Annotated in this window: 19 protein-coding genes; 10 read left to right on the top strand and 9 right to left on the bottom strand. The window is 64.5% G+C overall.

Annotated elements, in window-relative coordinates; all coding sequences use genetic code 11:
* Positions 1-53: 53 nt before the first annotated feature.
* The 6 genes from CLV45_RS19595 to CLV45_RS19570 all read right to left on the bottom strand — a co-directional run bounded on the left by CLV45_RS19595 (position 54) and on the right by CLV45_RS19570 (position 4,185).
* Positions 54-788, bottom strand: coding sequence for a porin family protein (locus CLV45_RS19595; RefSeq protein WP_100338163.1), 735 nt, complete (start codon positions 786-788; stop codon positions 54-56).
* A 61-nt stretch (positions 789-849) separates the two neighbouring features.
* Positions 850-1,119, bottom strand: coding sequence for a hypothetical protein (locus CLV45_RS19590; protein WP_100338162.1), 270 nt, complete (start codon positions 1,117-1,119; stop codon positions 850-852).
* Positions 1,120-1,192: 73 nt separating this feature from the next.
* The gene (locus tag CLV45_RS19585) at positions 1,193-1,597 is read right to left on the bottom strand and encodes a hypothetical protein (RefSeq protein WP_100338161.1); all 405 of its coding nucleotides are present in this window, start codon (positions 1,595-1,597) and stop codon (positions 1,193-1,195) included.
* A 122-nt stretch (positions 1,598-1,719) separates the two neighbouring features.
* The gene (locus CLV45_RS19580; RefSeq protein ID WP_157807667.1) at positions 1,720-2,109 is read right to left on the bottom strand and encodes a hypothetical protein; all 390 of its coding nucleotides are present in this window, start codon (positions 2,107-2,109) and stop codon (positions 1,720-1,722) included.
* Positions 2,110-2,260: 151 nt separating this feature from the next.
* Complete coding sequence (locus tag CLV45_RS19575) at positions 2,261-2,848, bottom strand: YdeI/OmpD-associated family protein (RefSeq protein ID WP_100338159.1); 588 nt, start codon at positions 2,846-2,848, stop codon at positions 2,261-2,263.
* 80 nt (positions 2,849-2,928) lie between these two features.
* Positions 2,929-4,185, bottom strand: a complete 1,257-nt coding sequence (locus CLV45_RS19570; protein ID WP_170061902.1) for a S41 family peptidase — start codon at positions 4,183-4,185, stop codon at positions 2,929-2,931.
* A gap of 176 nt (positions 4,186-4,361) precedes the next feature.
* Here CLV45_RS19570 and CLV45_RS19565 point away from each other — a divergent pair, with 176 nt between their 5' ends.
* The 6 genes from CLV45_RS19565 to CLV45_RS19540 all read left to right on the top strand — a co-directional run bounded on the left by CLV45_RS19565 (position 4,362) and on the right by CLV45_RS19540 (position 12,288).
* On the top strand, positions 4,362-6,029 hold the full coding sequence (locus CLV45_RS19565; protein WP_157807665.1) for a hypothetical protein: 1,668 nt from the start codon (positions 4,362-4,364) through the stop codon (positions 6,027-6,029).
* Between the two features lie 164 nt (positions 6,030-6,193).
* Positions 6,194-7,750 carry a hypothetical protein gene (locus tag CLV45_RS19560; protein WP_100338156.1) on the top strand — a complete coding sequence of 519 codons (1,557 nt, stop codon included), beginning with the start codon at positions 6,194-6,196 and terminating at the stop codon, positions 7,748-7,750.
* A 203-nt stretch (positions 7,751-7,953) separates the two neighbouring features.
* Positions 7,954-9,618 (top strand): FAD-binding dehydrogenase, encoded by a 1,665-nt coding sequence (locus tag CLV45_RS19555; RefSeq protein ID WP_100338155.1) that lies wholly within the window; start codon positions 7,954-7,956, stop codon positions 9,616-9,618.
* 81 nt (positions 9,619-9,699) lie between these two features.
* Positions 9,700-10,266 (top strand): Crp/Fnr family transcriptional regulator, encoded by a 567-nt coding sequence (locus CLV45_RS19550; RefSeq protein WP_100338154.1) that lies wholly within the window; start codon positions 9,700-9,702, stop codon positions 10,264-10,266.
* Between the two features lie 87 nt (positions 10,267-10,353).
* Positions 10,354-10,827, top strand: a complete 474-nt coding sequence (locus tag CLV45_RS19545; protein WP_157807664.1) for a hypothetical protein — start codon at positions 10,354-10,356, stop codon at positions 10,825-10,827.
* A gap of 42 nt (positions 10,828-10,869) precedes the next feature.
* On the top strand, positions 10,870-12,288 hold the full coding sequence (locus tag CLV45_RS19540; RefSeq protein WP_100338152.1) for a hypothetical protein: 1,419 nt from the start codon (positions 10,870-10,872) through the stop codon (positions 12,286-12,288).
* A 48-nt stretch (positions 12,289-12,336) separates the two neighbouring features.
* On the opposite strand, the gene CLV45_RS19535 is transcribed toward CLV45_RS19540, so the two are convergent.
* Positions 12,337-12,840 carry a hypothetical protein gene (locus tag CLV45_RS19535; RefSeq protein ID WP_100338151.1) on the bottom strand — a complete coding sequence of 168 codons (504 nt, stop codon included), beginning with the start codon at positions 12,838-12,840 and terminating at the stop codon, positions 12,337-12,339.
* 288 nt (positions 12,841-13,128) lie between these two features.
* On the opposite strand from CLV45_RS19535, the gene CLV45_RS25170 reads away from it, so the two are divergent.
* From CLV45_RS25170 to CLV45_RS19515, 4 genes are all read left to right on the top strand, one after another.
* Positions 13,129-14,625, top strand: coding sequence for a TPM domain-containing protein (locus tag CLV45_RS25170; protein WP_170061901.1), 1,497 nt, complete (start codon positions 13,129-13,131; stop codon positions 14,623-14,625).
* Positions 14,626-14,764: 139 nt separating this feature from the next.
* Positions 14,765-15,337, top strand: coding sequence for a dihydrofolate reductase family protein (locus tag CLV45_RS19525; protein ID WP_100338150.1), 573 nt, complete (start codon positions 14,765-14,767; stop codon positions 15,335-15,337).
* 62 nt (positions 15,338-15,399) lie between these two features.
* Complete coding sequence (locus CLV45_RS19520; protein ID WP_100338149.1) at positions 15,400-16,158, top strand: hypothetical protein; 759 nt, start codon at positions 15,400-15,402, stop codon at positions 16,156-16,158.
* 202 nt (positions 16,159-16,360) lie between these two features.
* Positions 16,361-17,776 (top strand): TPM domain-containing protein, encoded by a 1,416-nt coding sequence (locus CLV45_RS19515; protein ID WP_170061900.1) that lies wholly within the window; start codon positions 16,361-16,363, stop codon positions 17,774-17,776.
* Between the two features lie 240 nt (positions 17,777-18,016).
* Here CLV45_RS19515 and CLV45_RS19510 read toward each other — a convergent pair whose 3' ends face one another.
* Complete coding sequence (locus CLV45_RS19510) at positions 18,017-18,688, bottom strand: DUF6624 domain-containing protein (RefSeq protein WP_100338147.1); 672 nt, start codon at positions 18,686-18,688, stop codon at positions 18,017-18,019.
* 202 nt (positions 18,689-18,890) lie between these two features.
* On the bottom strand, positions 18,891-20,054 hold the full coding sequence (gene lepB, locus CLV45_RS19505; RefSeq protein WP_100338146.1) for a signal peptidase I: 1,164 nt from the start codon (positions 20,052-20,054) through the stop codon (positions 18,891-18,893).
* Positions 20,055-20,091: the final 37 nt, after the last annotated feature.

Below are 20,091 nucleotides of genomic sequence, written 5' to 3'. Positions count from 1 at the left end.
TAGGTCTGCCGGTATTCGCAAGGCTGCCGGCTAAGGTTGCTACCCGTTTTCCATTAGTCGTGGCGCTTGAGCTGGTAGCTAAGCGAAATTTGTAGCTGCTCGCTGCGCAGGCTGCCGGTGTAGCCCAGGGGCGGGTGGTGCCGCGGAACAAGGGAGCGAAAACCGGAGTAGCCGCGCAAGCTCAGGGCCAGCCCCTGCCCGAGCCGCACGCCCACGCCACCGGCCGCGCCCAGGTCGAAGCGCTGGTAGGAGCCGGGCGCCGAGGCGTCGGGTGGGGCACCCTGCGGGCCACTAGGACCGGCGCCTTCCCCAGTGCCCGTGCGGTGCAGCGCCACCAGGTAGCCGGCCTGCGGCCCGGCCTCCAGGTAGTATTTGCCCACGGTAGCCCGCAACAGCACGGGCAAGGATAAGTAGATCAGGCGCAGCCGATAGTCGCCGGCAAACTCAGCGCCGGGCCGGCTGTAATCGGCTACGGCCAGCTTCGTGCTCTGCTGGCTAAGCCGCAGCTCGGGCACCAGTGACAGGTAGGGCCGGAAGGCATGTTCGTAGAACACGCTGGCCTGGTAGCCCAGCCCGGCCTCGGTCGTGACGCGGCGTACCGCCATATTGGGCGCGGTGGCAAACGTGGACCCGTGGCCGCCCAGCTGCACACCCCACTGGGCCCGGGCCGCTCCGCTCAGCAATAAGCCCGCCGCAAGCAGTAAAGATTTTTGCATAGTCAGCAGCATAAAGCCCGGCAGCAGCCGAAAAGTTTGCGCGAAGCTGACCGGCCCGTAAGCCGCAACCAAACGCGCGGCTGACGCTTCTAGGCAAACGAAGCAGCAGCCGCGCAAATCAGAGGCGGGCCTGTTAAATGGAGGCGCCCTCGGTACCGCTCAGCGTCTCGCCGGTATTGGCGTCGGTGTCGGTGGTAGCCGCGGCCGAGGCCGAGGCGGCATTGCGGCGCTGGGCCAGATAACCCAAGCCCAGGGCCACCAGGGCCGTGCCGCCCACTACTTTCTGGGTGGTGGTGAGCTTACCCACGCTGCCGCGGCTCAGCTTTTTGAGGGACTTGGCGGCGCCGCTCAGCAGAGACTTTTTCTTCGGGGCTTTGGCTTTGGTTTTCTTGTTCTTTTTCATGGTTGGGGGCTAAAAAGTAAAAAGGCGGTAGGCGTGGAGGGTTGCTCCAAAATCATTCTTCGCGGGCCCAGGGCTACAAATCGTCGTCGGGGCTGGCGGCGGGCTTGCGGCCGAAGGTTCCGGGTGATTTAGCAGCTTTGGTTTTCTTGGAAGCCTTACGGGGCAGCGCCGCTCGGGGCGGAGCAGGCGGCGGGGTTTCCTCGTCGTCTTCGTCGTTGGCGGGGTGGGGCGAAGCGCCGCCCGGCAGCAGGCCGCTCAGGCCGGCCAACAGGGTGTCGGGCCCGTCGTTCCGCACTTTATCGAGGTAGAAGTAGCCGGCGGCCAGCAGCATCACGCCGCCCACCAGCTTCTGGCCGGTGCTCAGCTTGCCGATTTCGTTGGTCACCTTCCGGTACTTTTTGATGGACATAGCCGCCGCATCAAGTAGGTCGTCGCCAACGCCGTCTTTCTTGGAATGCTTCTTTTTATGCTTAGCCATGGGCGTAGAATCTAGCGGGGCCGGAAACGGAAAGTACAGCAAGAGGCCGCGGTGCCTTAGCGTCGCGGATTACGGTATTCGAGGGCGGGGGGCGGAAGGTTTCCCCTAGGCGTCAGTATTGACTACAACCCGGGTGCTGGCGGCCGGGCGCGCCGGGCCAGGTGCCAGGCCAGCCCCAGCCCTACTACGGCCCACGCCACCAGCCCCACCACGGTCCAGGTCAGCAGCGGAGTAGGAGCCCCAAACTCGTAGTGCATCTGGCGGGTGCGCAAAAACCGGGTGGCAATGGCCAGAAAGTAGCACGACCAGTACTGGATGTAGAGGTAGCAGCCCAGGGCCAGCACGACCAGCCCCATCCGGGCGGCGCGACGCCGGGCCCAAACGGCCGCCAGCCCCAACAGCCCGGCGTAGATGCCGGCCCCGATAAGAACTCCACCAATGCCGCCCACGAGTAAAAAAGACGCTTTTACGTCCTTCTCACCCGCGTAAACCACGACCGGCCAAGTCAGCATGGCGGCCGTGAGCAGACTACGAAACCGATTTTTCCAGCAATGCCGCATAAGTTCAGGAGCCCGCCACCGGGCCGCCCCATCTTGTACGAACCTGGCGGCCACGGGCTGCGGCCGGGCTAGCAGGATCAGCGTCGGCGCAATTACGCCCGGCTTACTCCCGGTCGAAGTTGGCCCGCTTGTTCAGGGCGGCCATGCGCACAACTTCGGCCACGCGCTGGGCCCGGGTTTCGGGGCGTTTGGCGGCCAGCACCCAGTTCAGCAGCATCTTGCGGGCCGAGGGCGAAAAAGCCTGGAAGTGTCGCTCGGCGGTGGGCTCCGTGGCCAGGGCCGCGGCCAGATCCTCGGGCACGAGGCCGGCTTCGGCCGCATCGAGACTTTCCCAGGCGCCGTTTTGCCGGGCCCGGGCAATGGCCAGGAGGCCGGCGGGCTGCAGCTGCCCGGCTTGCTCCAGCCGCTCCAGCCGTTCCTTGTTGACCTTGCTCCACCCACTTTTGGGCTTGCGCGGCGTGAAGAGCAGAGCGCTCCGGTCGGCGTCGAGGCGGCGGGGCAGGGAGTCAATCCAGCCGAAGCACAGGGCCTCCTCCACCGACTCGGCGTAGCTGACCCGGGCCTGCCCGCTTTCCTTTTTGAAATACACCAGCCACACGCCGGGGCTGCTGGCGTGGTGGTCGGCCAGCCACTGCCGCCATTCGGCGCGGGTGGCGGGATGAAACTGGGCGTAGGTATCAGGACGGGCCATAGGGGAAATATAGGGCGGGGGCTTTATAAAGCCTAGCCCGACCGGCCGCCAATGGATTATTTACCCCCGAGCCAGTTAGCTCAAGGTTTGGCAGTCTGCAGCAACTGCAGGGCCCGGGCCAGGCCGGCGTCGCCCGGGATGGTATCATCGGGGCGGATGGCGGGCACGAAGTTTTCCCGGGGCAGGCCATCCACCCGGTAGAGCCGCTCGGTGGGAATGTTGAAGCCAAAGCGGGAGTTGGGCAGCCGGTACGACTCGATGGAGCCGTTGAGCCGGGCCATTTCCGTCCCGATTATCGTGGCCCGCCGCATCGATTCGAGCCCGACGGTGATGCCTTCGCCCATGCTGCTCGTCCAGGGGCCCACGAGCACCACCACGGGCCGGGTGTAGGGCTGGGGCCGGGGTGCTACCAGCTCTAGCCAGCTGCGCCGCACGCCAAACTCCCGCTCCTCGGCGGGCTGCTCGTGGCGCTGGTAGGGCTGCTCCTGGGTGAGCAGGCGCCCCATCAGGGCCCGGGCCACCACGGTGTTGCCGCCGCCCGGCGTTTCGCGCAGGTCCAGCACCAGACCGGTGGTAGAGCCCAGGCGGGTCAGGGCGCTGTCGAAGGCGGCAACCAGGGCGTTGTTGCCCAGGCTGTTGTGAATCCGGATGTAGCCCACCGTCCCGATCTGGCGGCTTTCCAGCAGGGCCGGGTAACGGATGTTTTCAAGCTGGGCCGTGGGCTGGTCGGGGTACAACATCCGCTTTTTGCCCCCGGCCCGCACGGTAAGCTGGCGAGCCTGGTCGTGGGTGCCGGCCAGGGCCTGGTTGAGGGCTACTTCACGGGCCGCGGCGTCGATGGTTTTCAGGGTGCGGCCCAGCAACGGCCGCAGGGCCTGCTCGATGGGTACGCCGTTGACGGCCACCAGCTCCATACCCGGCCGCAGCCCCACCCGCTCGGCCCCGAAACCGGCCCGCACGGCCACTATTACGGCTTTGCCCTGCTCAAACCGGGCCCAGGCATCGGTGCCCGAGGGCAGCAGGCGGCGGGAATCGGGCAGGTTGGTCGAGAGGCCGGCGTGGTTGTCGTAGAGCTCAGCCAGGGCGTTTTCGAGCAGGCGCACAAACTGGCTCCGGCTCGTGACGCCCGGCAGCTGGGCTCCGTACACGGTGCGCACCCGGGCCCAGTCGGTTTGCTTTTTGTCGAAGTAGCAGTAGTTGTCGTGGACGGTGGTCCAGAAAAAGTCGAAATCCTGCTGGTACTGGGCCGGGGTGAGCGGAGCCGGCGGCTGGGCGCGCAACGGAGCGGGAAGGGCCAGCAATACCAGCAAAAACAGGCGTAGAACGGAGCGGAGCATAGGGCAGGCGAAGCCAACGGAGCCCCGCCCCGCATAGGTACGACACGCGCCCGGCATTGTCGCCCGGGCCCGGCCGCAGGAGCTGCTATTCACTCCCAAGCGGAACCGTGAAATACCGCCGGACCCTTGGCGTTAAAGCTGTACTTTGGCCCTGGCCCCGGCTTTATCCACTTCTGATGCTGCGTTTATTTCGTTCCTCTTTGCTGGGCTGCTTCGTGCTGCTGGCGCTTCTGACTCACGCGGCCCGGGCCCAAACCACCCCGGCCGGACCCACCGACCTGAACGCCTTTTACGACCAGCTCAACGCCTACCGCACCCCGCAGTACCAGCCCCTGCCCGATCTGGAAGCCCTGCGCCTGCCGTCCAGCTTTTCCGGGGCCGACCTGCGCGCCCTGCGCCTGCAGGACCGCCACATCGTGCGTATCGATTTGGTCTACACCGCCTTTCGCCTGAATCCGGCCTTCGACCAGCGCCAGCTCAACCTGAGCCGCATCCGCAACCTGGCCGCCTCGGTGCCGGGTTTGCTCGAGGATGAGTCCATTACCTGGACGCTGGTGGAGCAAACCGGCTGCAACAGCCCCACGGCCTGCCAGCCGTTTTTTCACGGCTTCGTGGTGTACGTGGCCCGGCACTACACCGCCGCCAGCAGCCGGGCCGAAGTCGACAGCCTGACGCGCAAGCTGCGCCTGCTGGAGAAGAAGAAGCCCAAAACGGCCAAGAAAAGTCCGGGCAAAAAAGTCCCCTGCAACCTGCCCTTCACCCGCTTCACCGTGCGCCAGATGGCCCGCAACCTGCACCGCACCTATAAGTGCGCCCAGCGGGAGCCCCAGATTGTCAAGTTTCAGCTCCTGGTTGATGCCAAAGGCAACACCCAGAGCGTGCGGGTGCAGCCCACGACGGCCGCCCCGTTTTGCCCGGCCGAGTTGGAGGAAGCCATCCGCCAGAGCGTGACTTTCACCTCGGGCTTTCCCATTAACCGGCGCATGTTTGCCTTCCAGGTAAAGGGCGCCGTGCGCCTGCCGATGGGGCCGCTGCAGCTGCTGGGCAAACCCGATTTGGCCATTACCAACTTTGCCCTGGCCGACTCGGCCGCCAAGCTCTACCGGGTGTTTCTGAAAAAGAAAAACAAGCACGACTACTGCGAGGCCCGCATTACCAAGGCCGGCGAGCTGCTGGCCGCCGCCGACACGGCCACCCTGGAGCCCCAGCTGCCCGCCGATGCCAACGTGGTAAACAAGGTGATGAGCCGCCACCCCGAGTGGAGCAAGGAAGTGGTGGTGACCGACGTGACGGGCAGCATGTTTCCCTACACCTACGACCTGCTGGCCTGGCTGCAGCTGAGCACCCTGCAGGATGAGAAAACCTTCGTCTTCTTCAACGACGGCAACGACACGCCCGACAAGCAGAAGAAGGTGGGCAAAACCGGCGGCCTCTACAGCGTAAAAACCGACAGCTACGAGGCCACCAAAAACAAGCTCATCGAGGCCATGAAGGCCGGCGGGGGCGGCGACGCGCCCGAAAACGACATCGAGGCCCTGCTCTACGCCCGGCAGCTCACCTCCGACTCCACGGACGTGATTCTGATTGCCGACAACTATACCTTCCCCCGCGACACCAAGCTGCTCAAAAACACCACGGCCCACGTGCGCATCATCCTCTGCGGGGTGCACGACTACATCAACCCCAAATACCTGGCCCTGGCCCGCAAGCACGGCTTTTCGTTGCACACCATCGAGGGCGACATCATGGACCTAAGCAAGCTGCTCGAGGGCCAGACCATCACCATTCAGGGCCAGCAGTACCAGGTCACCAAGGACGGCTTCCGGCTGATTCAGAAGTCGTAGCGGGCCGGGGAACGGTAGGGGCCGGGTACGATAGGGCGCTGCAAAAGCCCGAAAAGGCAGTTGCCAGCTTTTTTAGGGGGGGCCGCGCGGCTAGCTGGGCGCCAGCAAGTAAATTGCGCAGATTTGGCGGCCAAAGCAGGCGGCTATTCTACCCGTATTTATCTATGCTCCAACTGTTACGCTACTCGGCCCTGACTCTGGCAGGGCTGGCTGCGCTGCCCGCGCTGGCCCAAACTACGGCCCCGGCCTACCACTCCCCGCTGACGTACGCCTCAGCCTTCGAAAAGGCGGCACTGGCACCCGAAGCGCCCCGCACCGAGCACGAGTACCTGGCCCAGCTGCTGGCCGTTAACCCGACCAGTACTGACGCCGAGCTGCAGCAGGCCGAGCGGCGCCTGGCCGATTTCTACACCCAGCTCGACGCCACCAAGCTCACCACCAAACCCCTGGCCAAGCAGGTGCGCAGCATCTTTGAGCTGGCCCATCAGCGCTTCCTGACCAAGTACGAGGACGCGGCCACCTTCGACCAGACCGTGCAGGGCGGGGTCTACAACTGCGTCAGCGCCTCGGCCCTGTACGCCCTGATTTTCGAGCACTACCACCTGCCCTACGTTATCCGCCAGAAGCCGACCCACGTGTACCTGGTGGCCGACCCAGAGGCCAGCAACATTACGGTGGAAACTACCGCCCCCACCTTCGGCTACTTCCTGCCCGATACCAAGTTTAAAAAAGCCTACGTGGAGTACTTGGTGGAAGGCAAGCTGGTCAGTCAGGCCGAAGTGCAGCAGAAGGGCGTGGAGGAAATTTTCAAGCAGAAATTTCAGGCCGACAAAACCATTTCCCTGCCCCAGCTGATTTCCCTGCAGTACTATAACCAGGGCATTCTGGCCCTGCAGGCCGATGACGCGGCCAAGGCTTACCAGGCCCTGCAGAAGGCGGAAAAGCTGTATCCGGCCACCGAAACCAAATATTTGCTTACCCAAAGCCTGGCCTCCCGCCTGCAGGGCAACAGCTACAACAAGCTGGAAGACGTGCAGCTGCTGGCCGAATTCTACGCCCGCCAGCCCACCAAGTACCGCGACGAGTGCGTCAACGACTTTAAGGGCATGACCCAGAAGTTTCTGCTGGAGCGCGGCGACACGGCCACCTACCGCGGCGTGTACCGCACGTTCATGACCAGCGTGGCCGACACGGCCACCCGCAACACGCTGTCCTACGTGTACTACATGCAGCGCGGGCGGATGCTGGCCCTGCAGCAGCGCGGGTCGGAGGCATTTCCGCTGCTGCTGCAAGCCTACCGCTACAACCAGGTCAGCCCCGAGCTGCAGGGCCTGATTTCGGCCGTGGTGCAGGACGAAATCAACGTGCACCGCAACTCGGTGGGCCTGCTGCGCCGCCTCGACAAGCTCACCGCCGACTACCCTTTCCTGCGCGGCTCGGCGCCCATGCAGCGGGCCTACCTCTACAGCTACGGCCGTGCCGCCTACGATGCCTTTGCCGACAATAAACGGACGGAAGGCAAGAAGTATCTGACTGCCTTTGAGCAGGCCTACGCCCGCAAGGAAGCCACCATCGAAAGCCAGCTGGTAGCCAATATTTACCTGGCGGCCAGCATTGCCTCCGGCAAGGCCAATGACGTGGCCGGCGCCAAAGCCTACGCCCGCAAGGGCCTGGCCTACGAGCCGACCAATACCGACCTGAAACGCATTGCCTCCTACTAGCCAGGGCAGTATGCTGCAGAAAAAGGCCCCGCGGCAGCTGCTGCGGGGCCTTTTTTGGTAAAAGCGGTTCCGGGAAATACACCGAAGGCCCAGTTCCCTAGGAATGCCAGAATGAATATCTTGCTGAACAAGGGAATTCACTCAACTTCACCCGCCGGCTGTAGTGCACAACGCGGCCCCGCGGGTTTTTCAGCCAACTGCGTATGCAAACCGAAGCCGATGTACTGGTAATTGGGGCCGGCCTGGCCGGCTTGGTAGCCGCCTCCGAGCTGGCCGCGGCCGGCAAAAGCGTGCTGCTCCTCGACCAGGAGCCCGAGCAGAACATGGGCGGGCAGGCTTTCTGGTCGTTTGGGGGCCTGTTCCTGGTCGATTCGCCCGAGCAGCGCCGCATGCGCATCCACGACTCCCACGAGCTGGCCCTGTCCGACTGGCTCGGCAACGCCGACTTTGACCGGCCCGAGGACCTCTGGCCCCGGCGCTGGGCCGAGGCTTACGTGGGCTGGGCCGCCGGCGAAAAGCGCAGCTGGCTACAGCAAATGGGCATCAAGCTGTTTCCGGTGGTGGGCTGGGCCGAGCGGGGCGGCTACGGCGCCCGGGGCCCCGGCAACTCGGTACCGCGCTTCCACGTGGCCTGGGGCACGGGCACGGGCGTGGTAGCGCCCTTCTCCTACCGGGTGCGGGAGGCGGTGAAAAAGGGGCTGGTTACGCTCAAATTCCGCCACCGCGTGACCGAGCTAACCGTGGAAAACGGCGCGGTGGTGGGCGTGCGGGGCGAGGTGCTGGAACCCAGCGCGGCCGAGCGGGGCGCCGCCACTTCCCGCCTCGTCGTGGGGGAATTCAGCTGCCGGGCCCGGGCGGTTATCGTCACGGCCGGCGGCATTGGGGCCAACCACGAGCTGGTGCGCCGCAACTGGCCCGCCCGCCTGGGCACGCCGCCCGCCCACATGCTCTCGGGCGTGCCCGAGCACGTGGATGGGCTGATGCTGGGCATCACCCAGCAGGCCGGCGGGCACGTTATCAACGAGGACCGGATGTGGCACTACGTGGAGGGCGTGCAGAACTGGAACCCCATCTGGCCCCGGCACGGCATCCGGATTCTGCCCGGGCCGTCGTCGCTGTGGCTCGATGCCCGCGGCAACCGCCTGCCCGGCCCGCTCTACCCCGGCTTCGACACGCTGGGCACGCTCAAGCACCTGCGCCAGACCGGTGCCGACTACAGCTGGTTTATCTTGACCCAGAAGATTATCCGCCACGAGTTTGCGCTTTCGGGCTCGGAGCAGAACCCCGACCTGACCAACAAAAGCTGGCGCCAAACCCTGGGCCGGGCCTTCGGCAAGGGGGCCCCGGCCCCGGTGGAAGCTTTCAAGCAGCACGGGGCCGACTTCCTGGTGCGCGACACCCTGCCCGAGCTGGTGCAGGCCATGAACGAGCTGACCGGCGACAACCTGCTCGACTACGCCCAAGTGGAGCAGGAAGTGCGGGCCCGGGACTTGCAGCTCGACAACCCTTTCAGCAAGGACGCCCAGATTACGGCCATCCGCGGGGCCCGCAACTACCTCGGCGACAAGCTCATTCGCACGGCCCCGCCCCACAAGCTGCTCGACCCCACCAAGGGTCCGCTCATTGCCGTGCGCCTGCACGTCATTACCCGCAAAAGCCTCGGCGGCCTGGAAACCGACCTTTCGGGCCGGGTGCTGGACTCGGCCGGCCAGCCAATTCCGGGCCTCTACGCCGCCGGCGAAATTGCGGGCTTCGGCGGGGGCGGCATGCACGGCTACCGGGCTCTGGAAGGCACTTTCCTTGGCGGCTGCCTGTACTCGGGCCGCATTGCCGGGCGGGCCGTTGCCGAGGCGCTGGGCGGAGGGTAGCACCGGCAGGAACCCCGGCGAAAGTCTGCGGCCAGGCCGGGCGTACCGGGCTACAGTTGGTTTGGATTCTACAGCTTTTTCATGTCTAGTTTTATTGCCTTTATCAGCCAGCTGCAGCCCCTGAGCCCGGAGCTTACTACGGCTTTGCTGGCTAGCACGGTGCGGGAAGAACTGCCGTTCCACCACCAGCTGCTGCAGCCCGGGCAGGTGGCCCGGCGGCTTTATTTTCTGGAAACCGGCCTGGTGCGGGGCTACACCCTGCTGCACGGCCGGGAAGTGTCTTCCTGGTTTATGCAGGCCGGCGACTTTGTCATTTCTATCCTGAGCTTTTTCACCCAGCAGCCTTCCCAGGAATACCTGGAGCTGCTGGAGCCGGCCGTGGTGCATTCCATCAGCTACGACCAGCTCCAACGCCTCTACCACGACTTTCCCGAGTTTAATTTCATTGGCCGCCGGGTGCTGGAGAAATACTACGTGCTCAGTGAGCAGCGCGCCCAAAACCTTCGCTCCCGCACCGCCACCGAGCGGTACGAGCTGCTGCTGCGCGACTTCCCGACGGTGTTTCAGCGGGTGGCCCTGCACCACATTGCCTCCCACCTGGGCATGGCCCCCGAAACGCTGAGTCGCCTGCGCAACAAGCTGGGCTAAGTCGGGCCGGCCGTAGCGAAAATGACATTTGTCATGAAAATGGCGGGGCCGGGCGGCCACTTTTGGGTCCTCCCAGTGCCCTAGCCCATGCCTACCGCTCTTCGCCCCTTCTCACCCCACGAGCTTCCCCCCGGCGTCGCCTTTGTATTAGCCCTGGCTTTGCTCGGCGGCCTCAGCCTGGGCAACCATTATGGTATAAATGTCTGCCTGCTGTTTGGGCCAGTGCTCATTCCCGTGGCAGTGTGGCTGGTGGCTTTTAGCCGGGCCCCGGAGCCGCTAGTCAAAGCCCTGCTGTCGGCCACCCTGATTTCCCTCTACGACGTGAGCATTAAGCTCTACGGCGCGGGCAGCCACGACGACGAAGGCCAGGGCCTGTTTCATTTTTTGCTGCTGCTGGGAATCCTGCCGGCCTTTCTGCTGCTGGTAGCAGCTCTCGACCAGCAGCAAAGCGGGACCCGCTGGCGCCGCCGCCTAGCCAAGCTGCTGTTTCTGAGCCTGCTGTTTGCGCATCTGGAACTCACGCCCAACCTAGGACTGGGCCGCTGCATCAACTGCCACTAGACGCCCTGCTGAGCAGACTCTTCCACTTATTTCTTCCGGCGTATGTTTTCTTTTCTCCGCAAGGGCTTGCTCCTCCTGCTGGTGCTGAGCCTCTGGCTACGGCCCGCCCGGGCCCAGCGCGTCACCATCGACAGTGTAGTGCTAGAGCACACCCAAGGGCTGTATCTGCCCACCGCCCGCCGAGCCCTGGTGTCTACCATAGTCCACGACGATGGGGCAACTTACCTGCGCCACTACCTCTTATCGCCCGCCCTAAGGCAGCAGCGGCAGCAACTCCGCCTGCCCGGCCATTACCAGCTCAGCAACACGGCTAGCAGCCGGGCCCACGTGCTTTACCAGTTGCACCGCCGCGGCTCCGACACGCTGCTCTCCCTGGTGGTGGATACGCTGGGCCGCGTGGTGGCGCAGCGGCGGGAATCTTCCCGCTGGATCCGTTGGCAGGATCTGCACGGCGAGCTGGCGCCCCACACCGCCGGCTTCCTGACCACGGAGTCCACCCTGGTCGGGGGTGAGGTGCTGTTTCGCTTCACCGATTGGCAACTCCGCCCGCTCTGGCAGCACCGCTTCCGGTCGGCGGAGGGCCAGGTAGACGTGGCGCCGGCCATTCTCGACAGCACCCACCTTTGGCTGCTGGTGACCAATAACGCCCGCAGCCCCCGCGCTACCACCACGGCTTACTGTCTGCAGCTGGCCACGGGCCGGGTGTTGTGCCGGCTGCCGCTGGATTACCACGGGGAGCGGCGCCGGCCCGACGTGGGAGTGATGGGCCCTGGGCACAGCTTGCTGGTGGCCGGCTGTTCTTCCGCCCGCAACCGCCTTTCCCACCGCTCCCCGGGCCACCTGTTTTATACCCAGCTCTACCCTGACAGCACCTGCCACGACCGGCTCGTAACGGGCTCGGCCGAACCCCACTTGCCCCTGGTCCGCCACCGGCACGTGCTCTGGCAAACCCTGCGCCCCGCTCCCGATGGCAGCGTACTGCTCGTGGGTGAAACCTACACGAGTACTTCCTTCGGCACCCACCTGGCCCTCGACCTAGCCACGGGCCTCGCCACCGTAGGCCTGGGCCGGGTCAATAAAACCACGCTGCGGCCCCGCGAAGTAGTAGCCGTGCACCTCTCCGCAACTGGTCAGGTAGACGACGCCCGGGTGCTGCCCCTGCCCGACACTAGCTCCTACACGCTGCATGGCTACTGGCCCGCCCGGCGCATGGCCCAGGCGGCCCAACAGGCTGGGTCTTTCCGACTGCGGGGCCTCGCGCCCGATAGTCAGCGTGTGGTGCTGCGCACCGGGCGCCGCGTGCTGACGATGAGCCTGCAGTCGGGCCAGATTCGCACCGTGCGGCCTATTCCGCCCAAGGGCCAGTTGTCGGATGTGTGGGTTGTGCAGCCCGGGTTCCTGCTGCTTTACCACCAGCAGCCCAAACCGGCACGCATCGAGCTGGAGCGGCTTGCTTATTGACTAGCGCTTGCCCACCCGCAACTCCCGCTGAGCCCCGGAAGCTGGGCCCTATTCGCTGGGGGCCACGTCGGCCACGCTTTGCCGCAGGCTGGAGCAGAACGACTCCCGAAACCGGGCGTCGTTCTGCTCCAGCCACTCGTCGAGGCGGCGGCTTCCCTTAGCGGCCAGTTCTTCCAGCCGCATACCGTCCATGGAGGCCGTAAAATCGGTGAGGCTGCACCGCAGCTGGCCTTCGAGCACCTCGAACAGAAAAAACGCCCGGAAGGGCTGACTAGCGCCGGGCAGGGCTAGGCGGCCGCGCAGCTGCCCTTCTTCGGGCACCGCAATCAGCGTCCCGAGGCCCAGCGGACCGTTTTTGGCCGTCAGCCACTGCCGGGCGCGGCGGTAGAGGTCGGCGCGGGAGATGCCGGGCGCGTCAATTACCTCCACGTACTTCACTTTGCGCGTGGTGCTGTCGTAGGGAAAGTTGCGCAGGCCTTTGAAATGGTATTTTTGCGCCGTAGCCGCAGAAGCCAAGACTAGCAACAGGAGTAGTAAGTAGAGTTTCTTCATTACCGAAAAATAATAAAAACCTGCTTATAACCCGCTTACCAAAACTCTTTTTACTACTCAAGGAGCAATTTATTCCTTCGCCCCGGCCCCCGCCTCCTCCAGCAGCTAACCACTTGCGCCACCAGATTATTGCATTAAACCAAGTGTAACTTGCGCCGGACGCCCACTCCTGCCGGCCGCCGGCCGTAGCTTCCGTCAGCGTGGCTCCCGGTAGCGGGCCCGGGCAGCTCGGCCGGTACGCCGGATATGGCTTTCTTTGACCAACCAACCCGCCCTCGGCGGCCCGCCATGCTTCTGCGCTGCTTCCTGTTTCGCCTGTTGTTTCTGCTCTTATTGCTCGGCCCAGCGGCCCGCCCCGCAGCAGCTCAGGATGCAGACTACCTAACCCGCCTGCCCGACCCCAAAACGCTGGGCGAGAGCTACGTCAGTGACCCCGACCACCTGCTGCAGCCCGCTACGGTGCAGGAGCTCAACGCCACGCTGCGCCCCCTGGACCAGAGCGGCCGGGCCCATATCGACGTGGTGCTGACGCGCAGCATCGGGGAAGAAGTGCCCAAAACGGCCGCCACGGCGCTGTTTAACCGTTGGAAAATCGGAGATAAGGACAAGAACAACGGCCTGCTCCTGCTCGTCGTGGACGACCAGCACCGGGTGGAATTCGAAACCGGCTACGGCCTGGAAGCCGACGTGCCCGACGTGGTGTGTTTCCGCATTCAGCAGCGTTACATGATTCCCTACCTGCGCGGCGGGCAGTACGACGAGGCCGTGCGCCAGGGCGTGGCCGCCCTGATCCGGCAGCTGAGCACCGGCCATTTCGCCCTGCCCGACTCCGCCGAAGCCCAGCTGCCCCCGACCCTAGCCGACGAGCCACACGTGGAGATGCTGACCGAAGCGGCCGCGCCGGCCGACCCCACGGCCTGGAGCGGGGCGGAAATAGCGGGCGTGATGGCGGCGGCCCTACTGCTGGTGGCGGCGAGCCTGGCGCTGGTCCTGCGCAAGCACACTCCGCGCGGCTTTGCCCCAATAATGGTGCTGGGCCTAGTGCTGATTCTGGGCTTGATGGGCCTCGTGGCCGGCACGAGCTGGCCGGTAGCCCCGGGGCTGCTTATGGCGCTGGGCTACGCTTGGCCGCTGCTGGGGGCCCACGTGTACCTGCGGCTGCTCAACCGGCAGCTGCGCGCGGAGGCCTCCCCTACCGCGAGCCGCCATGCCCGCTACAACTTGTTGGAGGAAGCCCACCACGGCCTGGGCTGGCTGCGCTTCGTGTTTCCGCTGACCTTGGCCTGGTACTGGCGCGGCTACTGGCGCCGCCTGGCCCAGCTGCGCGAAGAGCCCTACGCCTGCCCGGCCTGCGCCACGCCCATGCACCGCCTCGACGAAACCCAGGACGACGCAGCCCTGCGCCCCGGCCAGATTGCCGAAGAGCAGATTGCGGCCATCGACTACGACGCCTGGCAGTGCCCGGCCTGCGAGGAGCTGCTCATTCTGAGCTACCCCAACCTGAGTACCGACGCTAAAAGCTGCCCCAAGTGCCACAACCGCACCCTGCAGCCCCAGCCCGATGAGGAGGTGCGGGCCGCCACTACGTCCCACGGGGGCTGGGGCTGGCACGTACATGAGTGCGCGTTTTGCCACCACGTTAAGAAGCAGAAATACTCCACGGCCAAGCTGTCCTCGTCGAGCAGCTCCTCATCGTCCAGCTCGTTTTCCTCGGGCAGTTCCTCGTCCTCGTCGTCCAGCAGCGGGGGCAGCTCCGGGGGCGGCGGGGCCGGCAGCAGCTGGTAGTGGGGCTAGGCCGGCACGCCGGCTTGTCAAGATTGTCGCAAATACCCCGCTGGTTGGCGTATTTGGCCTCGTTTGGTCGGCATTCTGGGTTTTATCTTTGACTTTCTACTGACGCTACTACCCAACTCTTACCTCCATCATGCGCAAACTCAAGCTGCAGGTACAAATGACCGTCGATGGGTTCATCGGCGGCCCCAACGGGGAAATGGACTGGATGACCTTCAACTGGGACGAGGCCCTGCAGCGCTACGTGCAGGAGCTCACCGAGCCCGTCGACTGCATCGTGCTGGGCCGCAAGCTGGCCGAGGGCTTTATCCCGCACTGGGCCGCCGTAGCCGCCGACCCCGCCGCCCCGGACCAGGCGGCCGGCCTGAAGTTTACCGACACGCCCAAAATCGTCTTTTCCCGCACCCTGAGCGAGTCGCCCTGGCCCAACACCGAGCTGGCCACGGCCGACCTGACGACCGAAATCAGCCAGCTCAAGCAGCGGGCCGGGCACGACATCATGGCCTACGGCGGGGCTACCTTCGTGTCGGGCCTCCTCCAGGCCGGCCTCGTCGATGAGCTTCACCTCTTTATCAACCCCGTGGCCATTGGCCGCGGCCTGCCTATCTTTCAAAGCCTGAACGCCGTACAGCCTCTAACATTGGTGCAGTCCACCGCCTTTGCCTGCGGCATCGTAGTGCAGCACTACGAGCCCCGGCGCGGTTAAGCAAAGCTGCTTTTCCCTACCGACGCTAACCACTGGGCCAGCCTTTTGGATTAAGAACACGCATGCGCAGAATCCTGATTTGCCTCGCTTGGCTGGCGGCTACCGGCTTGGCCTCGGCGCCAGCCAAAGCCCAAGACCCGGCGGCCGCGGAGTTGCGCAAAAACCTGGGCATCCTCGAAACCAGTACCGAGTTTGAAGACGAGGCCTGGGAAAAGCTAATAGCCGACACGAGCCGCAAGCTGATAGCCTACCTGCGCACCCACGACGTGTCGGCGGCGGGAGCCCAAAGCCTGGGCCTGGAGCTGACGGCCGACTCCCAGGACGCCGCCCACTTCAGGGTGTTTACGTATTCCTACCAGTCGGGCGGCACGCGGGGCACCGTGCATCGCCCCGTATTTCAGTGGACCAATGCCGCTGGTCAGCACTTTGCCTACCACCCCGACCTGGAGTGCTACTACAACGAAATTTATAAGCTGGCCACCCCCGGCCGCACGCTCTACCTGCTGCTGGGCCAGGAAAGAGGCGACGGCCGCTGCCTGGCCAGTGAAGCCTACGTGCTGGAGCTGAAGGGCAACTACTTGCTGCTCGACCACGCCGCCTTCGGCCAAAGCCCCGGGCTGGTGCTCTGCAACGTGGAAATGACTTTCCAGGCCGCTCGGCAAACCCTGCGCATCAGCCTGGCCGAGCGGCCGTACCCGACAGACGAAGAAGCCCGCACTGATTTTGCCGACGCCTTGCTGCGCAGCGGCTACCGCATCCGGCGCGGCGCGCAAAGCGTGGGGCTCTTGCTCAGTGGAGCGCGCTTCGGGCAAAAGCCCTGAGCCGGCGTCGGCCCCAGCCTTTCCTCAGCGGCGGCCCCGAGGAGCTTCAACCGCTTTTTAAGGTACTCCGCCGCTTATTTGCCCCCGGCTATGGGCTGCCGATTGAAGCGCCCACCCATTCTTACGTTCTTTGGCTAATCGTTTTTTCGGTCTTTGCCCCCGTATGCCCTTGCGTTATTTTCTACTCTGTCTCCTGTTTTTATTGATTGTACTTGGGGCACCGGGCCTTGAGGCCACGGCCCAGTCCTCCCTCGACCGGCTGCCGGGACCTTTTGAGCTTGAGGGCCACTACGTCACGGACCCCAACAAATTCCTGAAACCGGCTACCATCCGCTACCTCGAGGCCAACCTGTACGCCCTCGACATGCACCACAAGGCCCATATTCAGGTCGTGATGGTGCGCAGCATCGGGAAGGCAACCCCCCATAAGGCCGCGGCCAAGCTGTTTGACCGGTGGAAAATCGAGAAAACGTACCGGCACAACGGCCTGCTAGTGCTGGTGGTGCAGGACCAGGGCTGGGTGGAGTTTTACATCGGCAGCGGCCTGCAGCAAACGCTCACCCTGGCCGATTGCCAACGGGTTGGGAGGCGCTACATGCTGCTCGCCCTGCACCGGAAGAAGTACGACAAGGCCATCCGCAGCGGGGTCGACTCGCTGATACACAACGTGGCGCCAGACTTCCGGCTCTTTAACCCGGATGCCGGCGAGGTTACGGAGGCCTTTCCACCCGATGTTGCCACGCTGGCCCGTATCCAGGAGCAGGACTCGCTGGCGGCAGCGGAGCTGGCCTTCGCCAACCGGCCCGGCCCAGACAACTGGTCGGAGGGCGAGGGTTTCCTGGTGTTTTTCAGCCTCATGTTTATGTTCGTAACGACCGGGGTACTGCTCACTATCAAGCACGTGCCGGTACTACTGAAGGTGCTTCTGGGGCTGGTTTCCCTGTGGGTATTCGTGCAGGTATTTTTGGCTGGGGGGACAGATTCCAAATTTCCGGCGTCCGCCCCGCTTTCCTGGACCTATGGCTGGTCAATAGCGGCCGTCAGCCTGCACCTGCTCATTATCCGCTACCGCTACCACCAGGAATACGCCGGCGCCAGCCGCATTGAGCGGTACACGTACTTGATAAAATCGCACCGCCGCCTGGGCTTTTTGCGCTTTATGATGCCCGTTCCGCTGGTGCTGTACTGGGTTGGGCACCGCCGGCAGCTCCGCACCTTGCGCAACGAGCCCTACCAGTGCCCGGAATGCAACGGCAGCATGTACCGCCTCGCCAAAAACGTGGAGCACAACGTACTGGAGCCCAGTCAGAAGGTAGAAGAAACGATTAAGGCCCTCGACTACGACGCGTGGGAATGCTACGACTGCCAGCATCACCTGGTGCTGGGCTACCTCTACCCTAAAACCAAGGCGAAAGAGTGCCCCAACTGCTCGCACACCACCCTGCTGCGCAAGTCCCGCCAGGTTGTGGAGCGCGGCAACAGCCGGCGCAGGACCTGGGGCTGGTTCGTGTGGGAGTGCGCCTTTTGCCAGCACATTGAGCTCGTCCGCTTCGAGGAGATTGGTACCCAGACCTCCTCGCATCACCATCATCACCACCATCACCACGACCACTGTTAGCGCTATTCCTACCCGGCCGCCGGTAGCTTAGCCAACCGCGCCAACCGCAATACGGGCGGCGCATCGAACGGCGGCGGGGCTGGCAGCACTTGGTAATGCCCTACGGAGGCACAGCACCACAATACTCAAACAACAACGGCGGACGCTCCGAAAGCGTCCGCCGTTGTTGTTTGACCATCCACCACCAGATTCCGTTCTGGCGGCGCCTTACCTCACAGAGCCCGAAGTAAGAGCGAAAAGCTACTGCTTGGGCATTCTGGCTACTTGCTCCATGGTCACGGCCTTGTAGGTAATGCCAAACTGGGTAGCGTATTGCTCCACGGTGGTGGTGAAGCCGGCCTGCTTGCGGCGCCGGTTTACCTGGGCCGCGTTCTGAATGGGCCACACGAAGGGTGCCTGCCCGTTGTAGCCCATTACCTGCGTGCCGTAAAGCTGGGGCTGGCCGCCCGTCATCAGCTGGCGGTCCAGCATCATGGCGTAGCGGGAAAACGGCAGCTCCCCTTTTTCGGCGGCGGCTTTAATCAGCGGCAGGTACTGGGGTATCGTGGCCGGGGCGTGCTGAATTACGTTCCAGGCGGCCTCGTTGGTAGGCGTGCCCACCAACGACTGCCCCGGGTAGCCATATTGCTTGAGCAGCACCTGCACCCGGGCCAGGTTGGTGGCGTCGGTTTGCTGCATGCGCTGCACCAGAGTGTGGTTGAGCTCCGCTTTGGCCACGCCCAGCACCGCGGCCAGCGAATCGGGGTTGCCGCTCTGGCGCGGGTCAAACAGCATGGCCCGGTAGCGCTGGTCCACGGCGTAGAGGCTGTCCAGCTCGTGCTTCAGCGGCAGGTTGAGGCGGGATTTCGCCGTTTGGGCCGCCGCCGGAAGGGCCAGGCCGCTGAGCAGGGCCACGCGCAGAAAGTGCTTCATACTATCTATATCAGGTTAGAACAAGCGCAGTAGCACGCCCCGTAGCAACAAGAGTTTAAACCAGAGCCCCAAGGTGGCACACTGAGTCCGAAAATCAACTGTTGGCCCTTAGCCGGCCCCGACCCCAAACCCGGCAACGAACAGCGGCTGAAGCTCCTGGAAGCTCCAGCCGCTGTTCGTTGCCGGGTTTGGGGCGCCGCGCTTAGCTGGTGGGCTGCAGCAGGCGGTTCCAGCGGAGCTTGTGCAGCAGGTCGGCGTAGGGGTCCACGGAATACAGCACGAGGACGGCCTTGCCCACGAGGTGGTCTTCGGGCACGAAGCCCCAGAAGCGCGAATCCTCGGAGTTGTGGCGGTTATCACCCATCATGAAGTAGTAGTTCTGCCGAATGGTGTAGCGCGTCAGTGGCTGGCCGTGCTGGTAAATCCGGCCGTTTTGCCACGTAATGCCTTCATTGGGCTCGTACTGGGCAATGATGGTGTAATAGGCCGCCGCGTTGGCCGGCGTCAGGCTAATAGTCTGGCCCCGGCGGGGCACCGGCAGCGGACCGTAGCTATCCAGCTGCCAGCGCCGGGGCTGGCTGCTGGGCGCGGCTTGGGGGTTGTGGAAGTCGGCCACGTCCGGAAACAGCGTGGTGGAGTAGTCGGCCACGGTCAGGGCCTGCACGTAGGGCTGGCGGCGGAAGTAGGCGGCCACCGTGGCCGGGCAGCTGATGTAGAAGCCACGGCGGCCGGTAGCGGGGTCGGTACCGGCCCGGGGCACGCCGTCGGGCTCGTTATAATCGACTACGCCGTGCTCGTGCAGGGCCTGGCGCACGGCATCGTTGGGGGCATCAACTTGCATGAAGTAGGTGCTCTGGAGCTGGCCGGCCACGGCGCCGGGCCGGCCGTTGAGAAACACCTGCCCGCGGCGGATTTCCAGGGTGTCGCCGGCCACGGCCACGCAGCGCTTGATCAGGTTGGTGCGCACGTCGGCGGGGCGCTGCTGCTCGTGGGGCACGTGAAACACCACGATGTCGTTGCGCTTTACCTCTGAGAAGCCCGGCAACCGGAACGTGGGCAGCTGAATAGCGGCGGAGTAGCTCTGCGGGCCTTTTTCCCAGATGGTCTGGTGGGTCAGCGGAATCTGCAGCGGCGTCTGGGGCGTTTGGGGGCCGTAGTGCAGCTTGCTGACCACGATACAGTCGCCCACGAGCAGGGAGCCTTCCATGCTGGGCGTCGGGATGGTATAGGCCTCCACCGCCGACCAGCGGATCAGCGTGGCGGCCATAACGGCGAATACCAGGGCGTCGCGCCATTCGCGGGCGGTACTCTTGGGCGGCGCGGGCGCGGCTGGGACGGAGCGGCGGCGGAAGGGAAAGAAATTCATAGTGAAAGCCGAAGGTGAAGTAAGGGTTGCGTAGGCA

It is taken from the genome of Hymenobacter chitinivorans DSM 11115, from assembly GCF_002797555.1.
Taxonomy (GTDB): domain Bacteria; phylum Bacteroidota; class Bacteroidia; order Cytophagales; family Hymenobacteraceae; genus Hymenobacter; species Hymenobacter chitinivorans.
Note: the sequence above shows the minus strand (reverse complement) of the source record. Positions and strands in the feature narration are given on the sequence as shown.